The sequence below is a fragment of the Mesorhizobium sp. M0771 genome (assembly GCF_040320155.1).
Taxonomy (GTDB): Bacteria; Pseudomonadota; Alphaproteobacteria; order Rhizobiales; family Rhizobiaceae; genus Mesorhizobium.
Window position 1 is genome coordinate 49481 of sequence record NZ_JAMYPC010000023.1, and the last position, 22346, is coordinate 71826.

General features: G+C 60.6%; 17 protein-coding genes and 2 pseudogenes. 6 read left to right on the plus strand and 13 right to left on the minus strand.

The window, feature by feature from the left end; all coding sequences use genetic code 11:
* Nucleotides 1-42: 42 nt before the first annotated feature.
* The gene (locus tag NKI05_RS27285; protein ID WP_023752025.1) at nucleotides 43-1476 is read left to right on the plus strand and encodes an aldehyde dehydrogenase family protein; all 1434 of its coding nucleotides are present in this window, start codon (nucleotides 43-45) and stop codon (nucleotides 1474-1476) included.
* A 62-nt stretch (nucleotides 1477-1538) separates the two neighbouring features.
* Here the strand turns inward: NKI05_RS27285 and NKI05_RS27290 are convergent, their stop codons facing one another.
* The 10 genes from NKI05_RS27290 to NKI05_RS27335 form a co-directional block, all read right to left on the minus strand.
* Nucleotides 1539-2849, minus strand: a complete 1311-nt coding sequence (locus tag NKI05_RS27290; RefSeq protein WP_023689671.1) for an HlyD family type I secretion periplasmic adaptor subunit — start codon at nucleotides 2847-2849, stop codon at nucleotides 1539-1541.
* The gene (locus tag NKI05_RS27295) at nucleotides 2846-4582 is read right to left on the minus strand and encodes a type I secretion system permease/ATPase (RefSeq protein ID WP_352793642.1); all 1737 of its coding nucleotides are present in this window, start codon (nucleotides 4580-4582) and stop codon (nucleotides 2846-2848) included. The genes NKI05_RS27290 and NKI05_RS27295 overlap by 4 nt, the downstream gene beginning before the upstream one ends.
* 34 nt (nucleotides 4583-4616) lie before the next feature.
* On the minus strand, nucleotides 4617-5039 hold the full coding sequence (locus tag NKI05_RS27300) for a hypothetical protein (RefSeq protein ID WP_023682883.1): 423 nt from the start codon (nucleotides 5037-5039) through the stop codon (nucleotides 4617-4619).
* A 73-nt stretch (nucleotides 5040-5112) separates the two neighbouring features.
* On the minus strand, nucleotides 5113-8454 hold the full coding sequence (locus NKI05_RS27305) for a M10 family metallopeptidase C-terminal domain-containing protein (RefSeq protein ID WP_023816249.1): 3342 nt from the start codon (nucleotides 8452-8454) through the stop codon (nucleotides 5113-5115).
* 291 nt (nucleotides 8455-8745) lie between these two features.
* Entirely contained in the window at nucleotides 8746-9249 is a 504-nt protein-coding gene (locus tag NKI05_RS27310) for a hypothetical protein (protein WP_023682882.1), read from the minus strand.
* Between the two features lie 585 nt (nucleotides 9250-9834).
* Complete coding sequence (locus tag NKI05_RS27315) at nucleotides 9835-10467, minus strand: hypothetical protein (RefSeq protein WP_023682880.1); 633 nt, start codon at nucleotides 10465-10467, stop codon at nucleotides 9835-9837.
* Between the two features lie 337 nt (nucleotides 10468-10804).
* On the minus strand, nucleotides 10805-11140 hold the full coding sequence (locus NKI05_RS27320; protein ID WP_156939254.1) for a hypothetical protein: 336 nt from the start codon (nucleotides 11138-11140) through the stop codon (nucleotides 10805-10807).
* Nucleotides 11141-11326: 186 nt separating this feature from the next.
* Entirely contained in the window at nucleotides 11327-11920 is a 594-nt protein-coding gene (locus NKI05_RS27325) for a hypothetical protein (protein WP_023682877.1), read from the minus strand.
* A gap of 259 nt (nucleotides 11921-12179) precedes the next feature.
* Nucleotides 12180-12707: a DedA family protein gene (locus NKI05_RS27330; RefSeq protein WP_023672568.1), complete on the minus strand. Its 528-nt coding sequence runs from the start codon at nucleotides 12705-12707 to the stop codon at nucleotides 12180-12182.
* Nucleotides 12708-12729: 22 nt separating this feature from the next.
* Nucleotides 12730-13245 carry a CorA family divalent cation transporter gene (locus NKI05_RS27335; protein ID WP_050591962.1) on the minus strand — a complete coding sequence of 172 codons (516 nt, stop codon included), beginning with the start codon at nucleotides 13243-13245 and terminating at the stop codon, nucleotides 12730-12732.
* A 393-nt stretch (nucleotides 13246-13638) separates the two neighbouring features.
* Here NKI05_RS27335 and NKI05_RS27340 point away from each other — a divergent pair, with 393 nt between their 5' ends.
* Entirely contained in the window at nucleotides 13639-14163 is a 525-nt protein-coding gene (locus NKI05_RS27340) for an OmpA family protein (protein ID WP_352793661.1), read from the plus strand.
* A gap of 213 nt (nucleotides 14164-14376) precedes the next feature.
* Here NKI05_RS27340 and NKI05_RS27345 read toward each other — a convergent pair whose 3' ends face one another.
* A complete protein-coding gene (locus NKI05_RS27345; RefSeq protein WP_023672572.1) occupies nucleotides 14377-15333 on the minus strand; it encodes a DUF1402 family protein in 957 nt (318 codons plus the stop codon).
* 489 nt (nucleotides 15334-15822) lie between these two features.
* Here NKI05_RS27345 and NKI05_RS27350 point away from each other — a divergent pair, with 489 nt between their 5' ends.
* From NKI05_RS27350 to tnpC, 4 genes and pseudogenes are all read left to right on the plus strand, one after another.
* Nucleotides 15823-17133 carry a hemolysin family protein gene (locus NKI05_RS27350; protein ID WP_352723749.1) on the plus strand — a complete coding sequence of 437 codons (1311 nt, stop codon included), beginning with the start codon at nucleotides 15823-15825 and terminating at the stop codon, nucleotides 17131-17133.
* A 286-nt stretch (nucleotides 17134-17419) separates the two neighbouring features.
* On the plus strand, nucleotides 17420-18427 hold the full coding sequence (locus NKI05_RS27355; protein ID WP_023682875.1) for an AI-2E family transporter: 1008 nt from the start codon (nucleotides 17420-17422) through the stop codon (nucleotides 18425-18427).
* A 757-nt stretch (nucleotides 18428-19184) separates the two neighbouring features.
* Nucleotides 19185-19465: pseudogene (gene tnpB, locus NKI05_RS27360) on the plus strand (IS66 family insertion sequence element accessory protein TnpB).
* Nucleotides 19466-19600: 135 nt separating this feature from the next.
* Nucleotides 19601-20472, plus strand: a pseudogene (gene tnpC, locus NKI05_RS27365) (IS66 family transposase); the annotation flags it as partial.
* 23 nt (nucleotides 20473-20495) lie between these two features.
* Here the strand turns inward: tnpC and NKI05_RS27370 are convergent.
* Both NKI05_RS27370 and NKI05_RS27375 read right to left on the minus strand, forming a co-directional pair.
* Nucleotides 20496-21344, minus strand: coding sequence for an undecaprenyl-diphosphate phosphatase (locus NKI05_RS27370; protein WP_352793648.1), 849 nt, complete (start codon nucleotides 21342-21344; stop codon nucleotides 20496-20498).
* 108 nt (nucleotides 21345-21452) lie between these two features.
* Nucleotides 21453-22232 carry a CDP-diacylglycerol diphosphatase gene (locus NKI05_RS27375; RefSeq protein WP_023700588.1) on the minus strand — a complete coding sequence of 260 codons (780 nt, stop codon included), beginning with the start codon at nucleotides 22230-22232 and terminating at the stop codon, nucleotides 21453-21455.
* Nucleotides 22233-22346 lie beyond the last annotated feature (114 nt).

The following is a 22346-nucleotide window of genomic DNA, read 5'->3' on the forward strand; positions in this document are numbered from 1 at the left end:
GATCGCCCCCCATCAATTCAGAAATCCCCCGAGGAGAAGCCCATGTCACACAATCTGCAGTTCTATATTGACGGCGTGTGGGTCGATCCTGTCGTGCCCAGCACACTCGACGTCATCGACCCGTCAAACGAAGATGCTTTCGCGCAGATTTCGCTCGGCTCAACGGCCGATGTCGACAAGGCGGTTGCGGCCGCCAAGCGCGCCTTCGAGACATTCGGCTTCACTTCGGTCGAGGAGCGCCTCGATATCCTCAACCGCATAATCGAGGTCTACAAGAAGCGCAGCGCCGATCTGGCGCTGGCCGTATCGCGCGAGATGGGCGCGCCGCGCCAGATGGCACTCGACAGCCAGGTCGGCATTGGCCTGGCACATCTGCGGAAGATGGCCGAGGTGCTGAAGTCGTTCGAATTCCGCCACGTCAAGGGCTCGTCGCTGATCGTCAAGGAGCCGATCGGCGTCGTCGGCCTGATCACGCCGTGGAACTGGCCGCTGAACCAGATCACCTGCAAGGTCGGTCCTGCGCTCGCCGCCGGCTGCACCATGGTGCTGAAGCCCTCGGAAATCGCGCCGCTCGACGCCATCATCTTTGCCGAAATCATCGACGAGGCCGGCGTGCCCAAGGGCGTCTTCAACCTCGTCAATGGCGTCGGCCCGGGCGTCGGCCAGGCGCTGTCCAGCCATCCCGATGTCGACATGATGTCGTTCACCGGTTCGACTCGCGCCGGCATCCTGGTCGCCAAGGCGGCCGCCGACACGGTCAAGCGCGTGCATCAGGAGCTTGGCGGCAAGTCGGCCAACATCCTGTTTCCCGATGTCGATCTTGAAAAGGCCGTCAGCAAGGGCGTCGCCGGCTGCTTCAGCAACTCGGGCCAGTCCTGCAATGCGCCGACCCGCATGTTCGTGCCGCGCGACCGCCACGACGAGGCGACCGGCTATGCCAAGACGGCGGCCGAAAAATTGACCGTCGGCCCGGCCGATGCGGCCGGTACCAAGCTCGGCCCGGTGGTCAGCCAGATCCAGTTCGACAAGATCCAGGACCTGATCCAGGCCGGCATAGATGAAGGCGCGACGCTCGTTGCCGGTGGCCCCGGCCGTCCGGCCGAACTCAACCGCGGCTACTATATCCGCCCGACCGTGTTCGGCGATGTCACGCCCGACATGCGCATCGCACGCGAGGAAATCTTCGGACCGGTGCTGGCGATCATGCCTTACGACACAGTGGAAGAGGCGATCGGCACCGCCAACGACACCGTCTATGGGCTGGCGTCCTACATCCAGGCCAAGAATATCGAGAAGGCCCGCGAAGTCGCCGCCCGAATGCGCACCGGCAACGTCTACATCAACTATCCCCAATGGGACGCCGGCCTGCCCTTCGGCGGCTACAAGCAATCCGGCAACGGCCGCGAATACGCCGAATACGGCCTCGAGGATTTCCTCGAGATCAAGGGCATCGCCGGCTACGAGGCGGCGGAGTAGGGCTACCCCTTGGGGACCGGCAACCAGCCGGTCCCGAGGCTTCAGCTCTCAAAGGTGCGGCTTCACTCTTCCCGGAAAGCTTTCTGGATCTGATCCGACAGCGGCTTCACCAGATAGGAAAGCATCGTCCGGTCGCCCGTCGGGAAGAACACTTCGGCCGGCATGCCTGGCGCCAGCGCCAGCCCGCGCAGCTTGGCGACCTCGGTTTTGGGCAGCGTCACCCGCGCCACATAGAAGGCTGCTCCGGTGCGCTCTTCGATGGTGAGATCGGCCGAGATCCGCGACAGCGTCCCGGTCAGCTCCGGCGTGGTTTGCCGATTGAACGCCGACAGGCGCAAAATCGCATTCTGGCCCATCGTCACCTGGTCGATATCCTGCGGTGCGATATGCGCTTCAACGGTCAGGTCGTCCGTCACCGGTACGATCTGCATCACCTGTTCCCCGGGGGTGATGACCCCGCCGATCGTATGCACCGCCAACTGCAGCACCACGCCATCCTGCGGGCTGCGCAGATCGATGCGCTTCAACTGGTCCTCGGCCGCTACCTTGCGTTCGACGAACTCGGAGATCTTTCCCTGGGTATCGCGTAAATCGGTCGCGACCTCGCTGCGAAGATCCTGGTCGATCTGGATGATCTGCAGTTCGATCTCGGACGCCTTGCCTTTCACCTGGGCAATTCCCGCGGTCAACTGGCCATGCTCGCCTTCGAGCCGCACCGCGTCCCGTTCCAGCGACGTCATGCGGTCGATTCCTATCAGCTTGCGATGCCAGAGCGACCGCACACCTTCCAGCTCGATCTGGATCAGCTCGATCTCGCGGCGTTTCGCCTGCAGCTGCTCGGTCAGGCCGGCACTCTCCTGCTTCAACTGCGCGATCCGTTCGCGCAATTGCGATCGCTGGCCAGACCGCGCCTGGTGCCGGAAATCGAACAGCGATTGTTCTCCGGCCATCGATGCGGCGACACCGGCTTCGTCGCGCCGCGATGTCAAAACGTCCGGAAAGCTGATCGTGTCCTTGCCGTCACGCTCCGCCTCCAGGCGCGCCAACCGTGCATAAAACTCATCCAGACCTTTTGAGACGATCGCCAGATTGGCGCGTGTTGTCGTTTCATCCAGCCGCACCAGAATATCGCCCGCCTTGACCCGGTCGCCTTCACGCACCCTGATCTCGCCGACCACGCCGCCCGTCGGATGCTGAACCTTCTTTACATTGGAATCGACCACCAGCCGGCCAGCTGCGATCACCGCACCCGACATCTTGGTCACTGCCGCCAGGCCGCCAACACCTCCGACAAGCAGCAGACAGGTAGCAACGCCAGCCACGAGATAGCGGCGGACCTGCCGATGATGCAAAGCGGATCTGTCCTCGCTCATGCAGGAACGCCTCTCTCCGTGGCGGCAACGACCTTGAGCGGTGCCGCCGATCGGAAGACCTTGTTCAGCACCTCATCCTTCGGACCGACGGCCTGCACATGGCCATTGGCCATCACCAGCACGGTGTCGACATTGGCCAGCACACTTGACCGGTGCGCGACGACGATAACGATGCCGCCGCGGTCCCTGATGCCCTGGATGGCGGCGGACAAGGCCACTTCACCCTCTGAGTCGAGATTGGAATTCGGCTCGTCCAGGATGACCAGGAACGGATCGCCATAAAGAGAGCGGGCAAGGGCGACACGCTGGCGTTGCCCCGCCGAGAGCGAGGCGCCGGCTTCGCCAACCTTTGTGTCGTAACCGTCGGCCAGATGCACGACGAGATCATGCACGCCGGCGGCCTTGGCTGCCGCAAGCACCATGTCGGACGACGCATCCGGGTCGAAGCGGGCGATGTTCTGCGCAATCGTGCCGTCGAACAACTGCACATCCTGCGGCAGATAGCCGATATGTTTACCCAGCTCGTCGGCCGGCCACTGGTCAAGCGTCGCGCCGTCCAGCCGCACGGCGCCGCGCGCCGGAAGCCAGACACCTGCAAGCGTACGCACCAGCGATGATTTGCCGGAAGCACTCGGGCCGATGACCCCCAGGCCTGCTCCCCTGGCCAGTGAAAAACTTGCATCCCACACCACCGGCGCGCGTTCGCCCGGCGGCGCGACACTGACATTCTCGACCGCCAGCGCGCTGACAGGCGCGGGCAGGGTCACGCCGGTTGCGCCTTCCGGCAGCGCGGACAGAAGCTGCTTCAGGCGTGCCCAGCTTTGCCGCGCCGAAATGAAACCCTTCCAATGCGCTATCGCCAGTTCGATCGGAGCCAGCGCCCTGCCCATCATGATCGAGCTTGCGATCATGATGCCGCCGGTCGCCTCTTGCTTGATGACCAGATAAGCGCCGATCGCCAGCATTGCCGATTGCAGCATCAATCGCAGGATCTTGGAAATCGTGCCAAGCGTTCCCGCGACATCGCTGGCCGCCGCATGGGCGTTCAGGTACTCGGCATTGACGGCAGACCACCGCTCGGCGATACGCCCGCCAAAACCCATGGCCTGCATGGCTTCGGCATTGCGCCTTGTCGCCTCGGCCAACGTGCTGCGGACGGCTGCGTGCTGTCCGGCGATCCTTGTCGGGCCGCGGGTCCGGAATTCGGCCAGAAGCGTCAATGCAAACAGGACAACGGCGCCGGCAAGCGCGGTAACGCCGATCCAGAAATGAAAAATGAAACAGATGCCGATATAGAGCGGCATCCATGGCAGGTCGAACAAAGCGGTCGGTCCGGCACTGCCGATAAAGGAGCGGACCTGATCGAGATCCCGTAGGGGTTGCAGCCCGTCGCCGGAAGGCTTGGCGCGCAGCGGCAGGCGCATCAACGCCGAATAGACCGACGGGCTCAGCTTTGCGTCCAGCCCCTGTCCCAGCCGCACCATGAGGCGAGAGCGGATCAGCTCCAGCACTCCCTGAAACACGAACAATGTTCCCGCAAGCACCGCCAGGCCGACCAGCGTCGGCACGCTGCGACCCGGAACGACGCGGTCATAGACTTGCAACATGAAGAACGAACCGGTCAGGGTCAGCACGTTGACGACACCGCTCATCAGGACGATGCCCGAAAACGCACGTCGAAAGGACGCCAGGATTCCGACCAGCGTAAGCGGCGTCGATGGCGTCAGCTGCATGCAGGCTCGCAATCAGGATATGGCATCTCGTCCTTCAATAGATAACTGCCTTGAGTGTGACATGGACGGGCAGGCCGGCCTGGAACTGCGCGCTGCCCCGCGCCACCAGCCAGCCGTCCGCACGCTCCAGGCGCGCAACGACCTGCAGCGTTGGTGAAGCGGTCGAGCTTGCGGGCAGGGGCAAGGAAAATTCTATCGTCTTTGAGCCGCCCTCGCTCTTGAGGCTGGTTTTGGCGGCGCGGCGTCGCCCACTGTCCTGAATGGCGGGATCCTCAAGATAGATCTCGAGATGACCTTCCGGGATAGCCTTGCCGCCCACAAAGGTGACGGCGCCGCGAATATCTGTTGCGCGAATATCTGGCGCGCGAATATCTGGCGATTGCGCTGCCGCTGCCCCGGTGGCCGCGGCGACTGCCGCAACTCCGGCGGCCATTAACACCGTGCGGCGGTCAGTCATCGCGTCCTCTCCCTTTTCACTGCGCTGGGGTATGCGGGAGGGCAGCCTGACGGCACCCCCTCCCGGCAACGCGTTAGATGACAATGAAGTCTGCAGCCGAAAGATCCAGATTTGTGTTCAGGTGTGCAAACTGAACGGCTGCTCCCTGTCCGGAACCATCGGCGTCGTAAGACAATATTCCACTGTCGGTGTCGTAGATGATGCGGTCGTCGGCATCATGAGCAGCGCCGGCTGCGCTCTTGTAGAATGAGCCCAGGGCGAGGGCGCCGTCGCCGCCAACGCTGGCAAAGATGAGGTTGTCCAGCAGGATCGTATCGTCGGCGACCTTGAAGTCCTTGATCCAGTCGATATTGCCGTTCCCGAGTTCTGTCGAAAAGCGGAAATAGTCGTCGCCGGCGCCGCCGGTCAGCGTATCGGCAGCCAGCCCGCCATCCAAAAGGTCGCTGCCGCCGCCGCCATTGAGCGTATCGGCGCCCGCAACGCCCGGCTGAGCTGGTACCGGCGGGAATTCGACCGATACGTTCAGCTTGTAAGTCGAGCCCTCCGGCACGGATTCGACCCAGCCATCGCCAGGAGCGGAGTCCGACCATTCGCCCTCCACAATATAGTAGGTTCCGGTTTCCTGAACGATGAAGCTGGTGCTCGAATCGCGGCCGTTGTTGGAGCCGGGGTCGTTGCCGCCATCGTCGTTCTGGGCGACGATATTGCCATCGCTGTCCAGAACCCTGACGATGCTGTCATGGACATTGGGGTCGGCAATGCCATCGATGTCGATGGTGATGATCGTGCCGGCCGCCAGGTTGATGCTGTAATATCCGCCCAAGCCGTTTCCGGTGGCATTGACGGTGGTGTGAAGGGTGGTCGTCGAATCGAAGATGTCGGGGTCGGCAGTCAGCGAGAAGTTGTTCGAGATGTCGAAGGCGGTCGAGACCGAATTGTTGGTCGCGTCCGGTCCGAGCGTGGCGTAGCCGGTGCCCATGCCCGGGCGTGGCGGAGCATCGCCCTGATAGGCGAAATCGCCGAGCAGGGTGTCATCGCCGCCGCCGCCGTCGATCTTGTCGGCGCCGCCCTGGCCGGTCAGCACATTGGCCGCGCCATCGCCGGTCAGGTGATCGTTGAAGCCCGAGCCAGCCAGATTTTCGATCGAGATATAGGTGTCGCCGCCGGATTTGCCGCCACCCAGTTTGAGGTTTTGCCCGCTGGCCGCGTCGGCGTAGTCCGCCGTGTCGCTGCCGGCGCCGCCATTCAATATATCGGCGCCGCCACCGCCGGTCAGCGTGTCGTTGCCGGCGCCGCCGGAAAGTTTGTTGGCCTGGGCGTTGCCGATGAGATGGTCGTCGAAGAACGACCCGACAGCGTTTTCGAAGCCGACCAGGATGTCGTGCCGGATAACGGTGCCGCGCCCGACGATCTGCACCGGGCCATCGCCGTCGCCGCCATTGGCCGTGCCATTGGCGAGGTCGATCGTCACACCGGCGGAGCTGCCTTCGTAGACGATCGTATCGATGCCGGCGCCGCCATCCAGATAGTCCTGGCCGGCGCCGCCGATGATCGTGTCGTTGCCGGCTTCACCGTACAGGATGTCGCCGTCATTGCCGCCATCCAGTATGTCGTTGCCGCCGCCGCCGTTGAAATAGTCGCCGCCGCCCCGGCCCCAGAAATGATTTGCCGCCGACGTACCGATGAAACGGTCGATGCGGTCATCGGAGCCGATCAGGTTCTCGATGCTGTAGAAGGTGTCGCCCGTGGCGGTTCCGCCGCTGGCCACGTTCGTCTCGAGGTTGACGAGCAGTTGGAAGGGGCTCTCCTTGCTGAAGTCTACCGTGTCGACGCCGGCGCCGCCCCGGAATATATCGACGCCATCCTGGCCGCTCAGCGTATCGTCGCCGTCGCCGCCGTCGAGGATGTCGTTGCCTTGGCCGCCGAGGATCGTATCGTTGCCGCGGCCGCCATAGAGCGTGTCATTGCCGTCGTCGCTCTCGGTCTGGTCTGGAAGGTCGGCGACATCGATGGTGTTGTTGATGTCGCGGCTGGCGAGCGAGTCGCGGCCGCCGATGATGAGGTCATCGCCGCCCTGGCCGAAGATCGTGTCGTCGCCGGCGCCGCCGTCGAGCGTATTGTTGCCATTGTCGCCGAAGATGACGCTGGTCATCGTGTTGTCGCCGATGGTCGGTGCGGTTTCGGTGCCGCCGTCTCCAGGCTGGAGTGTCGACTCGTCGGCGTAGATGATGTGTTCGACGTTGGCGATTTTCCGGATATTCAAGTTCCGGTTCAGCAGAACGACCGTGTCATTCCCGCCATTCGCTTCCTCGCGCACGATGTCGTCGAGGGAATCGACGAAGTAGGTGTCGTCGCCGCCATTGCCGGCCATGCGGTCGCCGCCGCCGCGGCCATCCAGCACGTTGGCTCCGTCATTGCCAATCAGGACGTCGTCATAGCTGCTGCCGATGCCGTTCTCGATGTAATAGTCGGTGCCATCGGCGTTGTGCCCGGCAAAGATCGACACATTGTTGCTGTGGCCGTTGACGCTGGAGAACTGTCCGGCGCGCAAATCGAGGATCGTGCCGGCCGTCGAGCCGGAGAAGTCGATCGTGTCGGTTCCGCCGGTGTCATGGATGACAAAACCGATATCGTGCTGCATGCCCGAGGAGGTCAGCCGGTAGCCGTCCACGGCACTGCCGAAGCCGTAGACGTTGTCGCCCATGTTGAGATCGATATGCTGATAGGTGCGCACGCCGTTCTCGTCGACGGTGGAGAAAAAGCGGCGGATGACAGCCTCGATGTCGGCCATCATCGGCGTTGACGCCGACCAGCGGCTGGTTTCACCGACATCGATCCCGTCGAAATAGGACATGACGCTGTATTGCTGACGGTCGTAGGTCCAGGTCGCATTGTTCAGATAATTGATCTGTACGCCGCCTGGGCCGCTGTAATTGTAGAGCCCGGGGTGGTTCAGCCCGAACTCATGACCGAATTCATGGATGAAGGAATCGAAGACATAGCCGCCAATATCCGTCTTGTTGACCTCGGTGTCGTGGAAACGCTGGCCGATGCTGACATAGCGGTCGTTGGAATAGGCGCTGCCGTCGTCCTCTTCGCCCAGTTCGGGGCTGACAACCTGCATCCAGTCCGTTGCGCTGTTGTATGGTGCATTGTCGACGATTTCGAACTTCAACGGGGTGACACTGGCCCACATCTGCAAGGCGCCGATCGCGGCGGCCTTGTATTCGGGATGGTCATTGAGCTCGGAGACATTTATCCTCAGCGTTCCCGCCGCGATCGCCGGCGTTATCGACCGGTCCAGCGCTCCAAGGTAGGTGAGGAAGGCCCCGTAATCTTCGCTTTTGCCGTACGGGTTGTCCGGCGTCTGGTCGTTGACCCACCATTGATCGCTGGTTTGGCTTGAGTTCGGCATCCTTGGGACTCCTTGGTCTCGCAGCCGTGGCAATTACGGCTGTACGGTTTAGCAGTTGCCAACCACCGACAAGCATCGTTTGCGTTTGCCGGTCGAGCCCCGTCCCAGTGCCAACAATGCTATTGGAATCTTCACTTGTCTAGCCTCAGTTCGCGCTCGGTACATATGAAGGTTCTTGGGCGCGCTTGTACCGGCGGGTTTTGAGATACTGGTTTGGTGTTAATTGAGCTATCGCTAATCTATGGTCGTACCTCGCCCGTAGGCACGAGGGGCTGAATGCGCAAGCGTGCTTCAGGAACCCGTCCGGCGCGCGAAATGTTCATATGTCACGCGCCAGGGGTCGCTCTCCGCTCGTCTCTCCTCACCGATCCAGTGAAAGCTGGCGGCGGTGATCTCGGTGAACCGCCACCGCGCCTGCAGGCCGCGCGAGTCGGCGCCCATCTGGACGATGTCCTTGCCTTCGGCCCGCCCGATCTGGCGCGAGTAATCCTGGTTGAGCGGATCGCTCCAGATAATGTGCCAGCCACCGATCCCGGGATCGAAGACGCGCAAGGTCGTGCCATACATGGTGGACGGGGCAGGGCGCCTGGGCCTGATCCAGATGTCCTGAATGGCGCGGCCTTCGAGCACCCAGCCAAAGTGACACTCGCCATCCGATTTCTGGATTGTGCCGTCGTTGCGGTGGTGAACCGTCTCCATGTCCCAGCTGCCAATCAACCATCCATAGAGGTCCATGTCTTTCGCCCGGTCGGCTGGCGGACCTTCGGATGCGAGAGCGGTGAGAAACGTCGTCATGATTGTCTCCAGGGCAAGCCTCGCGGAAACGCTGGGCGCCACAAGCCTTGCAGCGTTGCGGGCCCGGGTCTTGGGAAAAATTGCTGTAGTGCCGCGGCTGCCGACCTTCCGCGTTCGCGCCATATCGCATCTATGCACCAATGCTAATGTAGCGTCGGCGGGTACCCCAATGCCCGCCTGGCCGGCGCCTCCTCAGGCAATCTCTTGGATGAGCGGCGCCGGCCGCTGGCTTGGGCGCAACCAAACTCCTGCCGGAGAACGCCAGCTGCCCAATCGCGCAGTTCTGGAGAAGCATCGCCCGATTTCATGTCGACACGGCCAGCGCCGCCATGTCTGCAGGCGGCTTGTTGTGCGAGGTCACATAGGTGAAATAGCCGGCCATGATGAAATGACCGGCGGGACGATCTGGAGTGCCGCCAAAGCTATTGCGCGCCAGCGTTTGGGCGGGCCGGGTGCTGGAACGTCATCCTTGTCCACGAAATCGACCATTCTGCTCTGTCCAAAAGCCGGGAGAACACAATCCGAAAGGATGATCTACATTAGTTAAAATGCGGATAAATCCTTATGGGAGATGCTGTCGCTGCCCTAGTCGGTCCCTTCCGGCGGCGCCTCATCTTGCCAGCCGGCCAGCTCCGGCAGGTCGTCCAGCCAGCTTTTCTCCGTCATCAAGATTTCGCCGGCCTGTGGTGCCGCCTCAGTGGCGTTTTGAATAAGCCAGTCCATCCACTTTCGATAAGCGGCTGGGGCCAGTTCAGGCGGCAGCACCTTGGCCTTGGCCAGCATGCGTTTACGGAAGCTGAGCTGCCTGCGCAGTTTGGTCGTCGTGAATTTTGTCGCCTTGCCCTGGTATTCCACCGTCCAGCGCCCATCGCCGTGGCTGGTCAGCCTGTCGATGGCAAAACCGGCATCGACCGGCCTGTCCCGCCAGGGAAGCTCGATGGCGTTCCGCCTCAGATCGAGAGCCCATCGCCTATAGTCCGCCCCGGCACGCTGCGGCGGCAGAACGCCGGCCTGTTCGAGGATTTTCCTGCGAAAGGTAGGCTGCTTCTTGATCTGGCCGGTTGTCAGCTCGATGCGATGCCCACGGAACTCGACATGCCAGCGGATTCTCCCGTTGCCGACATATTTTGCCAGCCTGTCGATGGCGAACTCGTCGTCGGACAACTCCACGCATCCCTGGCGGATGCGTTCGAGGATGTACTGGCTGTCAGTGGGCATGACGTGCCTTGGCTGGGGTTCCTGGAAGCTTTTCGAACTTTCTGGGTCACGCCTCAGCCCGAATTGCTGGCACTTGTGAAGGACGTCGGGGCGCATGTATTTGCTCTGGGGCAGGCTTGATCGACGTATGTCGGATTTCGTCCCGGGGATGAACTGGCCCCGCTTCATCGCCCCTTCGAGACTCTTTGGGAGAGCCGTAAGGGTGAAACTTCCGAGCTGCGAGACTTGGACGCCGGCATGTTAGCCAAGCGTCGCCGCTCTAAGCCTGGGCAACGTCTGCCCCCGCGGCGCCTTGGCATCCCGCGCCAGAGTCTTCGTCGCTACAGCCACTCGATCTTCAGGATCTGGTGCAGTTCAAGCCGTTCAGCGATGAGGTGCCGGTGGCGCCATGGATGCGGTCGAAGAACCCCACGCCGGTTATGCGCGCGGCTGTCGGCTTCGCCTTCGCCCCAAAGGTCGGCATCTCCAAGGCTTGGTCCAGAGGCGTGGGGAACGAGACTAGCAGCCTCTCCATGTCCGCGCCGCTGCATCCCCAAACACGTTGGCCGGCCGCCGGTTGGCCATGTCGCGCGACGTTACCGACTTGGGCGGCAATGAAGATTGTTCCGGCGATGCCTGTTGGGCGCAGCGCCGATTTTCCGTCGCTAAAGCGGTTCAATGGGCAGGTTGACATTCTCGTATCGGGCTCCTTCCGGATAGACAATCTCGGCTGATCTCAGCCACTTATCCATTCTAGTGATGTAGTGGGTGATGCTCTCGCTCCATTTAAACGGCTGAATAACGGCAAGAAGCTCAAGATATACCATGTTAAGTTGAATTTTTCCTTTCCTTGGTTTTCAATTGTGATCGACATGTGAGATCACGCTCTGTCGATTGCTTTCTCGCTCAAGTGTTTCCGATGATCCGAAACATGCGCGGCCTTCTTATCCGCGACGTATTTAATGACCTCCCTCCGCCGCACCGGTGTTCCATGTACCGCGATCGCGAGACCTTTCAGATATTCCGAGAGGGAGACGTCGGCGTCGTCCCGAAATCGCCAAGGGGTCCCAGTCAAAGGAGGTTGCCCCTTTAGCGAGAACACAGCAGCGATATTCGGGAGCCGATCCCCGGCCCAAGGGTAGTTACCGCACGTCAAAAGCACGGCGGGGTGAATAGGGTCGAAATCCAGCATCCGCGCGAGAACTCTCAGGCCCGAACTCGGGATCAAGAGGCGTCCCGCGTTGAACAAGTCTCTCTCCGATAGCAAACGCCGCAGAATGGTACTGCGACCGCGGATTTCAGCGGGCAGTTCCGCCACATTTGTGGTCATCTCCCTGGTCACGAACCGAAAATCCTCCACAGTTATCCGGGCAAGATCAAACTCCGCTTCAGAGAGAAGGCGATCCGGCGATTTTAACCGAAAGTGCGGCTTGACCAAATATGAGAACAGTGGCGCTTTGGCTGGCTTGTCCATTAGCAATCCTCAAGGACCAAGCATGCAGCATACACGTCTCTGGTCGGGCTTATGGGTCGAAAAGTTCGGCGAAATCGCCATTTTCTAGCGACGGTTGTCGAGGTTCGGCCATGTGGGTGCCACCCGGCCCTCCGGCGGGTGGCCAGGGGCAATCGCTAAGGCCGACACTGTGCACTGATCGGGGCGAGCGGCTTACCGCGCCTTCAAGGGTAACTGCTTGGAAGGCGGATCGACAAGCTGCTCGCCCGGCGTGAGTCGCCTACATCCAAGCCTGCAGCCATTTGAGGCCGAACGCACCGGGCGCGAGTATCCCTGTCGCCCAGAGGATCGCCGAGGAGACGTTGGCGATCTGGAATGTCAGGACGCGCATTTCGCAGATACCTGCAACCAGCGGAACGGATGCCCGCAACGGACCGGAGAAGCGGCCGATAAACACCCCAAGCCCACCCCAGCGTTCGAAGAATCTATGGCCACGCGGAAGCAGATCTGGGTAACGCTTCAGCGGCCAATAGTGCGAAACCCGGTCTCCCAGCCGCGTGCCAACCCAGAAAGACAGCCAATCGCCAAGTGCCGCGCCGACGATAGCGGCGAGCCACAACGGCCAGAACGCGATCCCACTTTCGCCGATCAGAAAACCGATGCCAACGAGGATCACGGTCGCGGGAAGTAAGAGCGAGATGAAGGCCAGCGATTCGCCGAAGGCCAGCATGGTCACGAGCGGAATGCCCCATGCCTCATGCGCCCGCATAAAAGCGATGGTCGCTTGCGTGATCTCGTCGAGCCTCATTCGTTGGTTTCCTGCTTCACCCCTACCAAGGCGACAAATCCCGATATTTAGAACCAACCCCGCCACTTGAACCAACCAACGGAATGATAGCGCTGAAAGCGATCATGGCCAGTCCATAGGGGTAGCCGAAGGCCCAGTCGTATTCGGGCATGGTCTTGAAGTTCATGCCGTAGATGCCCGCGATTAGGGTCGGCGGAATGCCAACGATCGAGACGATGGTGAGGATTTTGAAAATGTCGTTCTGGGAGATGCCGATCAGCCCGACCATGGCATCGAGCAGGAACTGCACCTTATCGGAGAGATGGACCTCATAATCGTCCAGCGAAGCCACGCCTTGCTTCAGGCCGTTCATTCGCGACGCTACCTTCTCGTCGCCCCAGTCCCCGGTCATCGCGGACGCGAAATCGATGGCGCGCCCCAGGGCAAGCAAGGCATCGCGCTTTTCCGAGAGATAGTCACCCAGCCGGCCGACATGGCGCAACTGGGCGCGAATAACCTTGTTTGAGCGGATCGCCTTACGGCCCTGGCTGTCCGGCACATGGAAGGCGGCGGCAGAAAGGGCGCGCAGGTCCGTCGACTTCGTCGCCCGGCGAGGCGCGCGGCACCGTCGAGACCTGCAGCGGCTCCAGCGTCTCGCTGCCTTGGCGCCTGATCTCGAATTCGAGGCTGGCGTCCTCCGACGGAAGCGGTCACGAGCTGTGAAAGCCCAGCAGCACTAGGAAAACGTGGCGCCGGCTGGTCTCTCGCATCCTTGACCGCGCCGGCAGCGGAGTGGCAGCAGTCACAAAGAGCCTGATTGTCACCCTGAAACAGCTGAATGAGTAACTTATCTCGGCTTGTCGCAACCATAGTGTGGTTGACCCGGCACGCGCTCCGGATTTATTTTGGGAATTATCCGATCGTGACGTCGATTTCCATGCTGGAGGCCGCTATGCGGATAGGCACTTCTTTCTTGGTGCTGGCGACTGTGCTGGCGTCTTCAAATTCGTTTGCCGACCCTGTCCAAACGTCAGAAGACATCGTCAAGTTTTTCGGCAATGCGACTGATCTGGGCCCGTCGCGTGGAATATGCATCGGCACTGAAGACGAATGCAAGAGCAAAGCGGACGCGTCAGTGCCAACCGGCCTCGACATGTTGATCAATTTCAGCCTCGATTCTGCTGAGTTGCAGCCGGAGGCGCGAACAAAACTCGGCGAATTTGCCAAGGCGCTGAAAGACAACCGTCTAAGGGCGCATAACTTCATCGTCGAAGGCCACACCGACGCCTCGGGCTCGGCTATCTACAATCAAGGACTTTCGGAACGACGGGCGCAATCAGTGACGGCATTCCTCCTATCGAACGGAATCGAACCGTCACGCATCAGGGCAATTGGCGAGGGCAAAAGCCATCCGAGAGTCGCCTATCCCTACGACCCGGTCAACCGGCGGGTCGAGATGCGGATAAACTTGCCATAGTCATATTGGACTGCCGGGGGGGTTCGTCGCGTTGACATTCTCGCGTGACGTTCTGAGTTCAATGGTGCTCGAATGGCACTTAGGCCAACTCTAGAAAATGCCGCCTTCCGAATTTCGCCACCAATGTCGGGCTCTGCTCCGTCTGCGCGGCGCCTGACCTGCGGGTGATGGTCTGCCAACGCGCTTAACCGCGCGGCGGCCAGCGTTGATTGCTCACCCTTGACCGTCAAGAAGGGCTCGCAATTCATCGAGTTTGGTGTTTACGAACCAGCCGTAGTAATTCTCCACCGGCAGCTTTCGTCCGGATCCCTTTGCCGCAGCTTCGCGAAGTTCGGCTGCGCGACGTTGCGGCTGGCCGACATTGTAGAGCGTTGCTGTAATGCCCGGATTCCCGGAAATATCGAACCCCTCCTCGGCATACGCGTCGATCGCCTCCCGCAGGATGGCGGTCGTGTAGATCACGCTGCGCTTCGGATCCATGATGTCGCGGTAGATTGCCTGCGGCCGATCGGGTGAGAGCTTTTCAAAGCCGCTCACCCGATTGACCAGGTCGGTCACTTCCAGCGCCGCCAGAGGGCTGATCTGGCCAAGCCCGAACGTCTGGCCGGCGAAGAACGGTTGAAAGAACGCCCTTTGAAAGGTCACGTTCTCATAGGCGACATTGCCGACAGTTTTTCCGAGGAACTGTGTGTTCCAGACGTCGGTTCGGCAGCTCCACAGTGCCGAACTCCCTTTGGCAGGGGTGCAGCCGGAAAATTCCGGGCGATTGACAAACGACTGCAGCGAAATGCCTTTGTAGCGGAATTCGAAATCCGCGTTGGCGTATGCCAGGGCCTTGACGTAGTAGGTTTGCGCCGCATCAACGCTGCTGACATTGTAGGTATGTTCGCCGACAAGCGCGCCGACAACGTGGATCGGATCGATACCATAGGCAGCGGCCGTATCCTTGATCTGTTGCACGAGCTTTTTATCGTTACTCAGCAACGCCAGAATCTTGTGGTACTTGGCGTCGTAAGTTGTCTTGAAGGCGCGCGTCCTATTCGCTGACGCTGCGGGAATCGGCGGCTGCTGCTCGAACCGGTTTCCGGGAGGAACGACGGTGAGGCCCTTCGCGAGGGCTTCGAGGCCCAATCCGTTGGCAAACACCAGGACAAGGGCGGTCAGCGCCATGAGCGCGTGCCTAGTATTTTTCATGTGTCGCCCCCCGATGAGCAGGGGATACACCCACGCTCGCCGCCCGTTCCCGTATGAACCAATCAAGCTCGATCAGCGTGGCACGCCGGTTGTCAACGCATGACCGCGATCGCCGGGCATGATCGCGCCCTGGGTGTGACGTATCGGTCACTATGCTGGTGCTGACGCCAGCAAATCGTTCGCGGGACCGGCATCTCGGCCAACCTGTTGCCTTGCGAATCTTCGAACACGAGTCTCGCGTTGATCGAGCGTACCGCCCTTGGAAGGTTGCTTTTCACCCTAAACGTTATGATCGGTCCCGTCCGTCCAGGCTTAGCGCACCAAGTTCAGTAGTACGAGCTTGTCCGACCTTCCGCTCAAGCAGTCGCATTGGTGTATCTGCCGTCGGTCCTTGCTACGGATCGCTGCAACATAGTGGTCGAATGCACCTTTTCGTTCCCGCTTCGCAGATGCTAAACGTTCGCTATGCTTTACATTGAACTCGCGACCGTCGTCGTCCTGATCTGCATCAACGGCCTGCTTGCAATGTCGGAACTAGCCGTTGTCTCGGCGCGACCGGCTAGGCTCAAAGGTATGGCCGAACGAGGCCTGAAGGGTGCCAATCGTGCGCTGGCGCTTGGTGCCGATCCCGGAAAATTCCTATCGTCTGTCCAAATAGGGATTACATTGGTGGGCGTGCTTTCCGGGGCCTTCTCAGGCGCTACGCTGGGCGAGCGCCTGTCATTTGTCTTGGCCGCTAGCGGCGTGCCCGGCAACATTGCAGACGCCTTGGGTGTCGGTATCGTAGTGGCAGTCATCACCTATGCCTCTCTGATCGTGGGAGAACTTGTTCCCAAGCAGATTGCACTTCGCAATCCGGAGGGCATAGCAATGCGTGTAGCTCCGGCGATGACCATCGTTGCGAAAATTGGCGCACCGCTGGTGTTCTTACTGGATTTCTCCGGTCGTGGTTTGCTGTGGCTCTTAGGCCAGAAAGGCGAGTCCAAGGAAAAAGTCACCGATGAGGAAATCAAAATGTTGGTTGCCGAAGCCGAGCATCACGGCACCATCGAGGCAGACGAACGCCGGATGATCGCGGGCGTCATGCGTCTGGGAGACCGGGCGGTGCGCGCCGTTATGACACCACGGACCGATGTGGACTGGATCGACATTACCTGGGAAGAAACGAGAGTGCGCAAGGCGATCATCGAGACGGAGCATTCTCTGCTGCCGATTGCCGAAGGTACGGTCGATGCAATGATCGGCGTCGTGCAGACCCGCAAGGTACTGGCGGGCATGCTCAATGGGCAGAAGGTCGATCTCAGGCCTGACCTGCAGAATGCGCCGATCGTGCACGACCAGGCGGATGCGCTTGATGTGCTGACAACACTGAAAGGAGCACAGGTGCCTTTGGCCCTGGTCCATGACGAGTACGGTCATTTCGAGGGCATTGTGACGCCGGCCGACATCCTCGAGGCGATCACAGGCGTGTTCCGTTCCGATCTGGAAGCCGAGGAAGAAACGGCCGCCGTGCAGCGCGAGGATGGGTCATGGCTGCTTGCGGGGTATATGCCCGTTGACGAGATGTGTGATCACCTTGCCATCGAGCTCCCAGAAAATCGCGATTATGAAACAGTTGCCGGTTTCATCCTGTCGCACATGCACCATTTGCCGGCGACAGGCGAAACGGTCGAAGCGGACGGCTGGCGGTTTGAAGTCGTCGATCTTGACGGCAGACGCATCGACAAGGTCATGGCCAGCAAATTACCCAGCGGACGCCGGCTCGCTCGGTATTAAATCAATGATCGCGCAGGATGGCAGCCGCATGTCTCTTACTGCCGTTCGCGACGATTGATTCACGCCTTGTCGGGCAGAACGAGCGTTCCGAAGGCGCACATGCCAATTCGACCATGGACCGTGTCGCATGGATCAAAGTATGAACGACAACCATCAAGCTGCAAACCGGGAAGAAATGTAGGCGGCTAGCCTCACACACGTATTGGGTGCGTGTTCGCTTGCGCATCACCGGGTATCAAAGCTAATGGAAACCCGGAGAGGACTTGGCTGCTTCAGCAGGTGAAAAGTGCTGCCTTTCTCACGGTTCTATGTCGCGTCGTGCCTGCTCGCAATTATAGCGCTGGTCGCCGTTCTCGAGCTCGGCCTACTACCGGCACTGCTTTCGGGCCTTCTCGTGTTCAACCTCGTTCATTTCGCCGCACCGATGCTCCATCGAATCGGCGTCTCCAACAGCCTGACGAAAAGCCTTGCGTTGACCTTGGTGGCATTGATTTTCACGCTCCTGATAGCCGCCGCTATCTTTAGCGGCGTGTCGCAATTGACTGGCGGTTCGGAGAACGTCGTGACGCTCCTCAAGAAGATGGCCGAGATCATCGATACCGCGCGTGTCCATCTCCCGACCTGGGCGATGGCCTATTTTCCGTCGAATATCGAGGAACTGGAAGTCTTCGCGGCCCGGTGGCTCCGCGAACATGCCGGCCAGCTTCAACTCGTCGGGCGAGATGTCGGCGTCCTGGTGGTCCACATTATCGTCGGCATGGTGATCGGCGGCTTGATCGCGGTGAACTCGGCGGCGCCATCGGGCGAGCCCGGCCCACTGGCGATCGCGCTGGCGGATCGTGTCAAAATTCTGAGCAAGGCTTTTCGCAACATCGTGTTCTCGCAAATTCGGATTTCGGCGTTGAATACATTTCTAACGGCGATCTATCTCGTCGCTGTTTTGCCGTCCTTCGGAATCGATCTGCCATTCATCAGGACGATGATAGCGCTGACTTTCGTCGCCGGCCTTCTGCCGGTCATCGGCAATCTGATCTCCAACACCGTGATCGTCGTTGTCAGCCTCAGCATCTCCTTCCTTGCAGCGCTCGGCTCGCTTACCTTTCTCATCGTCATTCACAAGCTCGAATACTTCATGAACGCCAAGATTATTGGAACGCGGATCAACGCGCGTGCCTGGGAGCTTCTTCTGGCGATGGTTTTCATGGAGGCCTGGTTCGGTATGCCGGGTCTTGTCGCCGCGCCGATCTATTATGCCTATCTGAAGGCTGAACTCACGATGCGCGGGCTAATCTAGGATTGGAGCAATGCCCGATCGAACGAAATCGGGTCGCGTCGATGGTTAACAGGCCAGCTAGCATCAGGCTCATTGATTAAGACGGAAGGCCACGGCGGCTGCGATGCAGATTGCCGAGAAGACGGTGTGTGCGTAGCGGTCAAATTGGGCGCGATGCGCCGCTAGTCCTTCAGCTTGGCGAACATGTTCTCGATGTTGTGACGTTGGCGGCATAGGGTGTTGTCGTCGTCGATCGGCTTGTTTCCGCTTTTGACCGGTGGGGTGCATTTTGAGTATCCATCCGGCGTGTCGCGCCTTGTTCGGGTGAAGAACGAGTGGTCTTAAGCGTGCTCTTATGAGCGCACTTAGGAGCAGTTGATGGGTCAGATCACGTTGCTCACAGGCCCCGAACGTCGGCGGCGGTGGAACGAGGCGGAACGGCGCCAGATTTTGGAGGAGGCGTTTTCGCCGAGACCTGTGTGACGCAGGTGGCGCAGCGGCATGACGTTTCGACGCCGCTGATCTACACGTGGCGCGCAAGCTGTGCGAGCACGTCCCGGACCCGTGCCTTACAGAGGCGGTGGTTGTCGATGACGACGTCGGCCATCCACTGGAGCACCGGCCGGCTATTGTCGTGGAGGTGGTAAAGGGCGGCCGGGTGAGCATCTTCGCGGGAGCGACGCCCACGCTGGTTACGGCAGTGGTAAAGGCACTGCGGTGATCCCGCCGGGCGCGCGGGGTGTGGCTGTCGATGGGTCACACCGATATGAGGAAGGGCATGCAGGGCCTGGCTTTGCTGGTGCAGCAGCACCTGAAGCGCGATCCCCACGGTGGTGATCTCTACGTTTTCCGCGGACGCGCCGGATCGCTGGTAAAGACATCTGGCATGACGGGATCGGTATGTCGCTTTATGCCAAGCGGCTCGAGAAGGGCCGCTTCATTTGGCCCCAGGTGAAGGACGGTGCAGTGTCGCTGACGAGCGCTCAGCTGGCGTGTTTGCTCGACGGGATTGACTGGCGCAACCCGCAGTACAGCTGGCGTCCGGTGAGCGCGGGATAGGACACGGATTTCCTCAGCCAAAGCGGCATTTTTCGGTTGCACCGAGAGACAGTGTGCTGATTCATTTCGGTCATGGAAGCCGCCATTTAGCCCCTGCCGGACGATGTCGAAGCGCTTAAGGCCCTGGTTGTGTCGATGGGCGCCGAACTTGCCGCCGCGTGGGCTAAGGCGTCGGCCAGGGAAGCTCTGATCGGGCACCTCAAGCTGCAGATCGCCAAGCTCAGGCGCGAGCAGTATGGCCCCAGCGCCGAGCGCAGCCGCCGGCTCCTGGACCAACTTGAATTGCAACTCGAGGAACTCGAGGCCACAGCCAGCGAAGTTGACCTTGCCGCCGAAGCGGCGGCGACCAGGACGACCAGTGTCACCGCCTTCGAGCTTCGAGCGCAAACGGCCAGTGAAGAAGCCGTTTCCCGAGCATCTGACACGTGAGCGCATCGTCATCCCCCGCGCCATGTTCGTGTCCGACTTGCGGCGGGACGCGGCTTTCGAAGCTCGGCGAGGTCGTGACCGAGACACTGGAGGTGATCCCGCGTCAGTGGAAGGTCATCCAGACGGTGCGCGAGAAGTTCTCGTGCCGGAACTGTGACGATCACCCAGCCGCGGGCGCCGTTCCATGTCGTGCCGCGTGGCTGGGCAGGTCCTGGCTTGCTCGCCATGCTGCTGTTCGACAAGTACGGCCAGCATCAACGCTTAACCCGCCAGGCTGAACGTTTCGCTCGCGAGGGCGTGCCACTGAGCCTGTCGACGCTCGCCGACCAAGTTGGCGCGGCCACTTTCGCGCTCATGCCCCTCTATCGCCGGATCGAGGCTCATGTTCTCGCCGCCGACCGATTGCACGGCGACGACACAACGTGCCGGTCCTCGCCAAGGGCAAGACCGATATCGGCAGGCTGTGGGTCTATGCCCGCGACGACCGGCCCTTCGGCGGCGCCGATACGCCCGCCGCGCTGTTCCACTATTCGCGCGACCGCCGTGGCGAACATCTTGCGCTGTTCGCGTTCGCATGGTTTCGGAGCGACCCCAAGAAAGCTTAAAGCGCCAGATAGAGCAAGGCTGCGGCTCCAGCGCCGATGCAATAGTACGCGAATGGCTTGAGCGTGTCCGTTTCAAAGTATTTGAGCAGAAAGCGAATTGAAAGAAATGCGGTTCCGCCAGCACACAAGGCGCCAACAACCGCCTGACCCAATCCTGCGCCGCCATTTGTGAAAAGATCGGGGACCTTGAGCACGGCAGCCGCCAGGATGATTGGGGTGGCCAGCAGGAATGAATAGCGGACGGCGTTCTCGTGAGAAAGCCCACAGGCGAGCCCACCGCTCATGGTCAGTCCGGTGCGAGAAAATCCCGGTATCAATGCGAAACATTGCGTGATGCCGATGATGACGGCTTGGATCCATGAAAGGGCAGCAAGCTTCCCGTCATCGTGGGCACCTTCAGTCGCGCCGCGCGAACGCAACACTTCGACGACATAGAGCATTGGGCCATTCAGTACGAGCACAGCCGCGACGAGTGTCGCGGCTGCAAAGAGCTGCTTCAGTCGCTCTTCGAACAGAAGCCCAAGGAGTCCGGCCGGAATGGTGCTGACGATGAGAAGCCATCCCAGCTTGGCATAGGTGTCATCGGCGCGGATCTCGTGTTGTTTGAGGGAGCGGAGAACACCACCGATGATGCCTAGCCAATCGCGCCAGAAAAAGCCCAGCAACACGAGAGCCGTCGCCAGGTGCGTCAGCACCAAAAAGGCGACAAATGCAACGCTCGATCGGTCGACGGGCCAGCCAAGCAGGGCAGGGATCAGAACGGTCTGTCCCAAGCTCGAAATCGGAAAGAGTTCGGCGAAACCCTGCAAAAGCCCCAAAACGATCGCCTGGAAATAAGTGATCATAGGTCCGTAATCCCGGAATCTTGGTTCCCCAAAATAACGTCGATACCAGCTTTCAAGGGGTGACGGTATCAGGTGCGGCCATTGGCCTTTCCAAATACCTCGTGGCGCTCATCGCGAAGTGCAGTCGTGATCTAAAAGGCGCTCGGCGGCGGAGTGCTCCCAGTTGGCCAGAATGTAAAACCCTGGCCTGGCATGGGCCAGTTCGGCCCCAACAACGACGATATTTACCCGATGCATGGCGCGCCGAGCCTGCGGCAACCCGGCAGCAACAATGCCGGCCACGTTGGTGGCTGCCAAATCCGGCCGATCGACCGCCTTGATCCAGTAGCGTTTTCCCATCAGCGCCAGGGGGAACAGCTGCCATGGGCCTTCGGTCTTCGGCCCGGTCGAGGCGAGTTTCTTTTCTACCGATGCTGCAAGGCAATCGACGTGGATGTGGAACTGATCCTGGGACCGCGCAGTTCTGGAATTCACCGCCAGGGCAACCGCCGTTCGTGGCAGATATCGTCCAAGGCTCGCCGAAACCCTGTTTCGAACTTCCCATGCCCGATGCCAGAGTTGGGCACTGTCCTCCTCACGGACCGGCGGGCTTTCAATACCGGCAACAGCCGCAAGTGGCATCAACAGAAACTCGGTCCGAAATCGGGGCGACTTGATGAGAGCCGACCCAGGTGGGCCCTGTTTGGGCAGGACCACTTCCTCGCAAGGGAAGGCGCTGCCAAGATGCGCCGCGGCAAAAGCGCAAGTCTGCACAACCTGCCAGAGCGCGTTGCGATGCGCGGGAGCGGAGCCGACGCTACTGGCCGACACCGTTACAAACAATGTCAGCAGTGCCCGGAGGACCCTGTCCCGAGCCAAAAGGCCCCACAAATGGCGTTGGATGGTCATGGGTAGCGGAAACCGGCAGCGCAAGATTGCCAACAATATCAAAGCTTCTGGACGACAATGATGGAGGAACTGCGACCTGCAACCGGGTATGTAGCAGCCGAAATGTCGTTCACG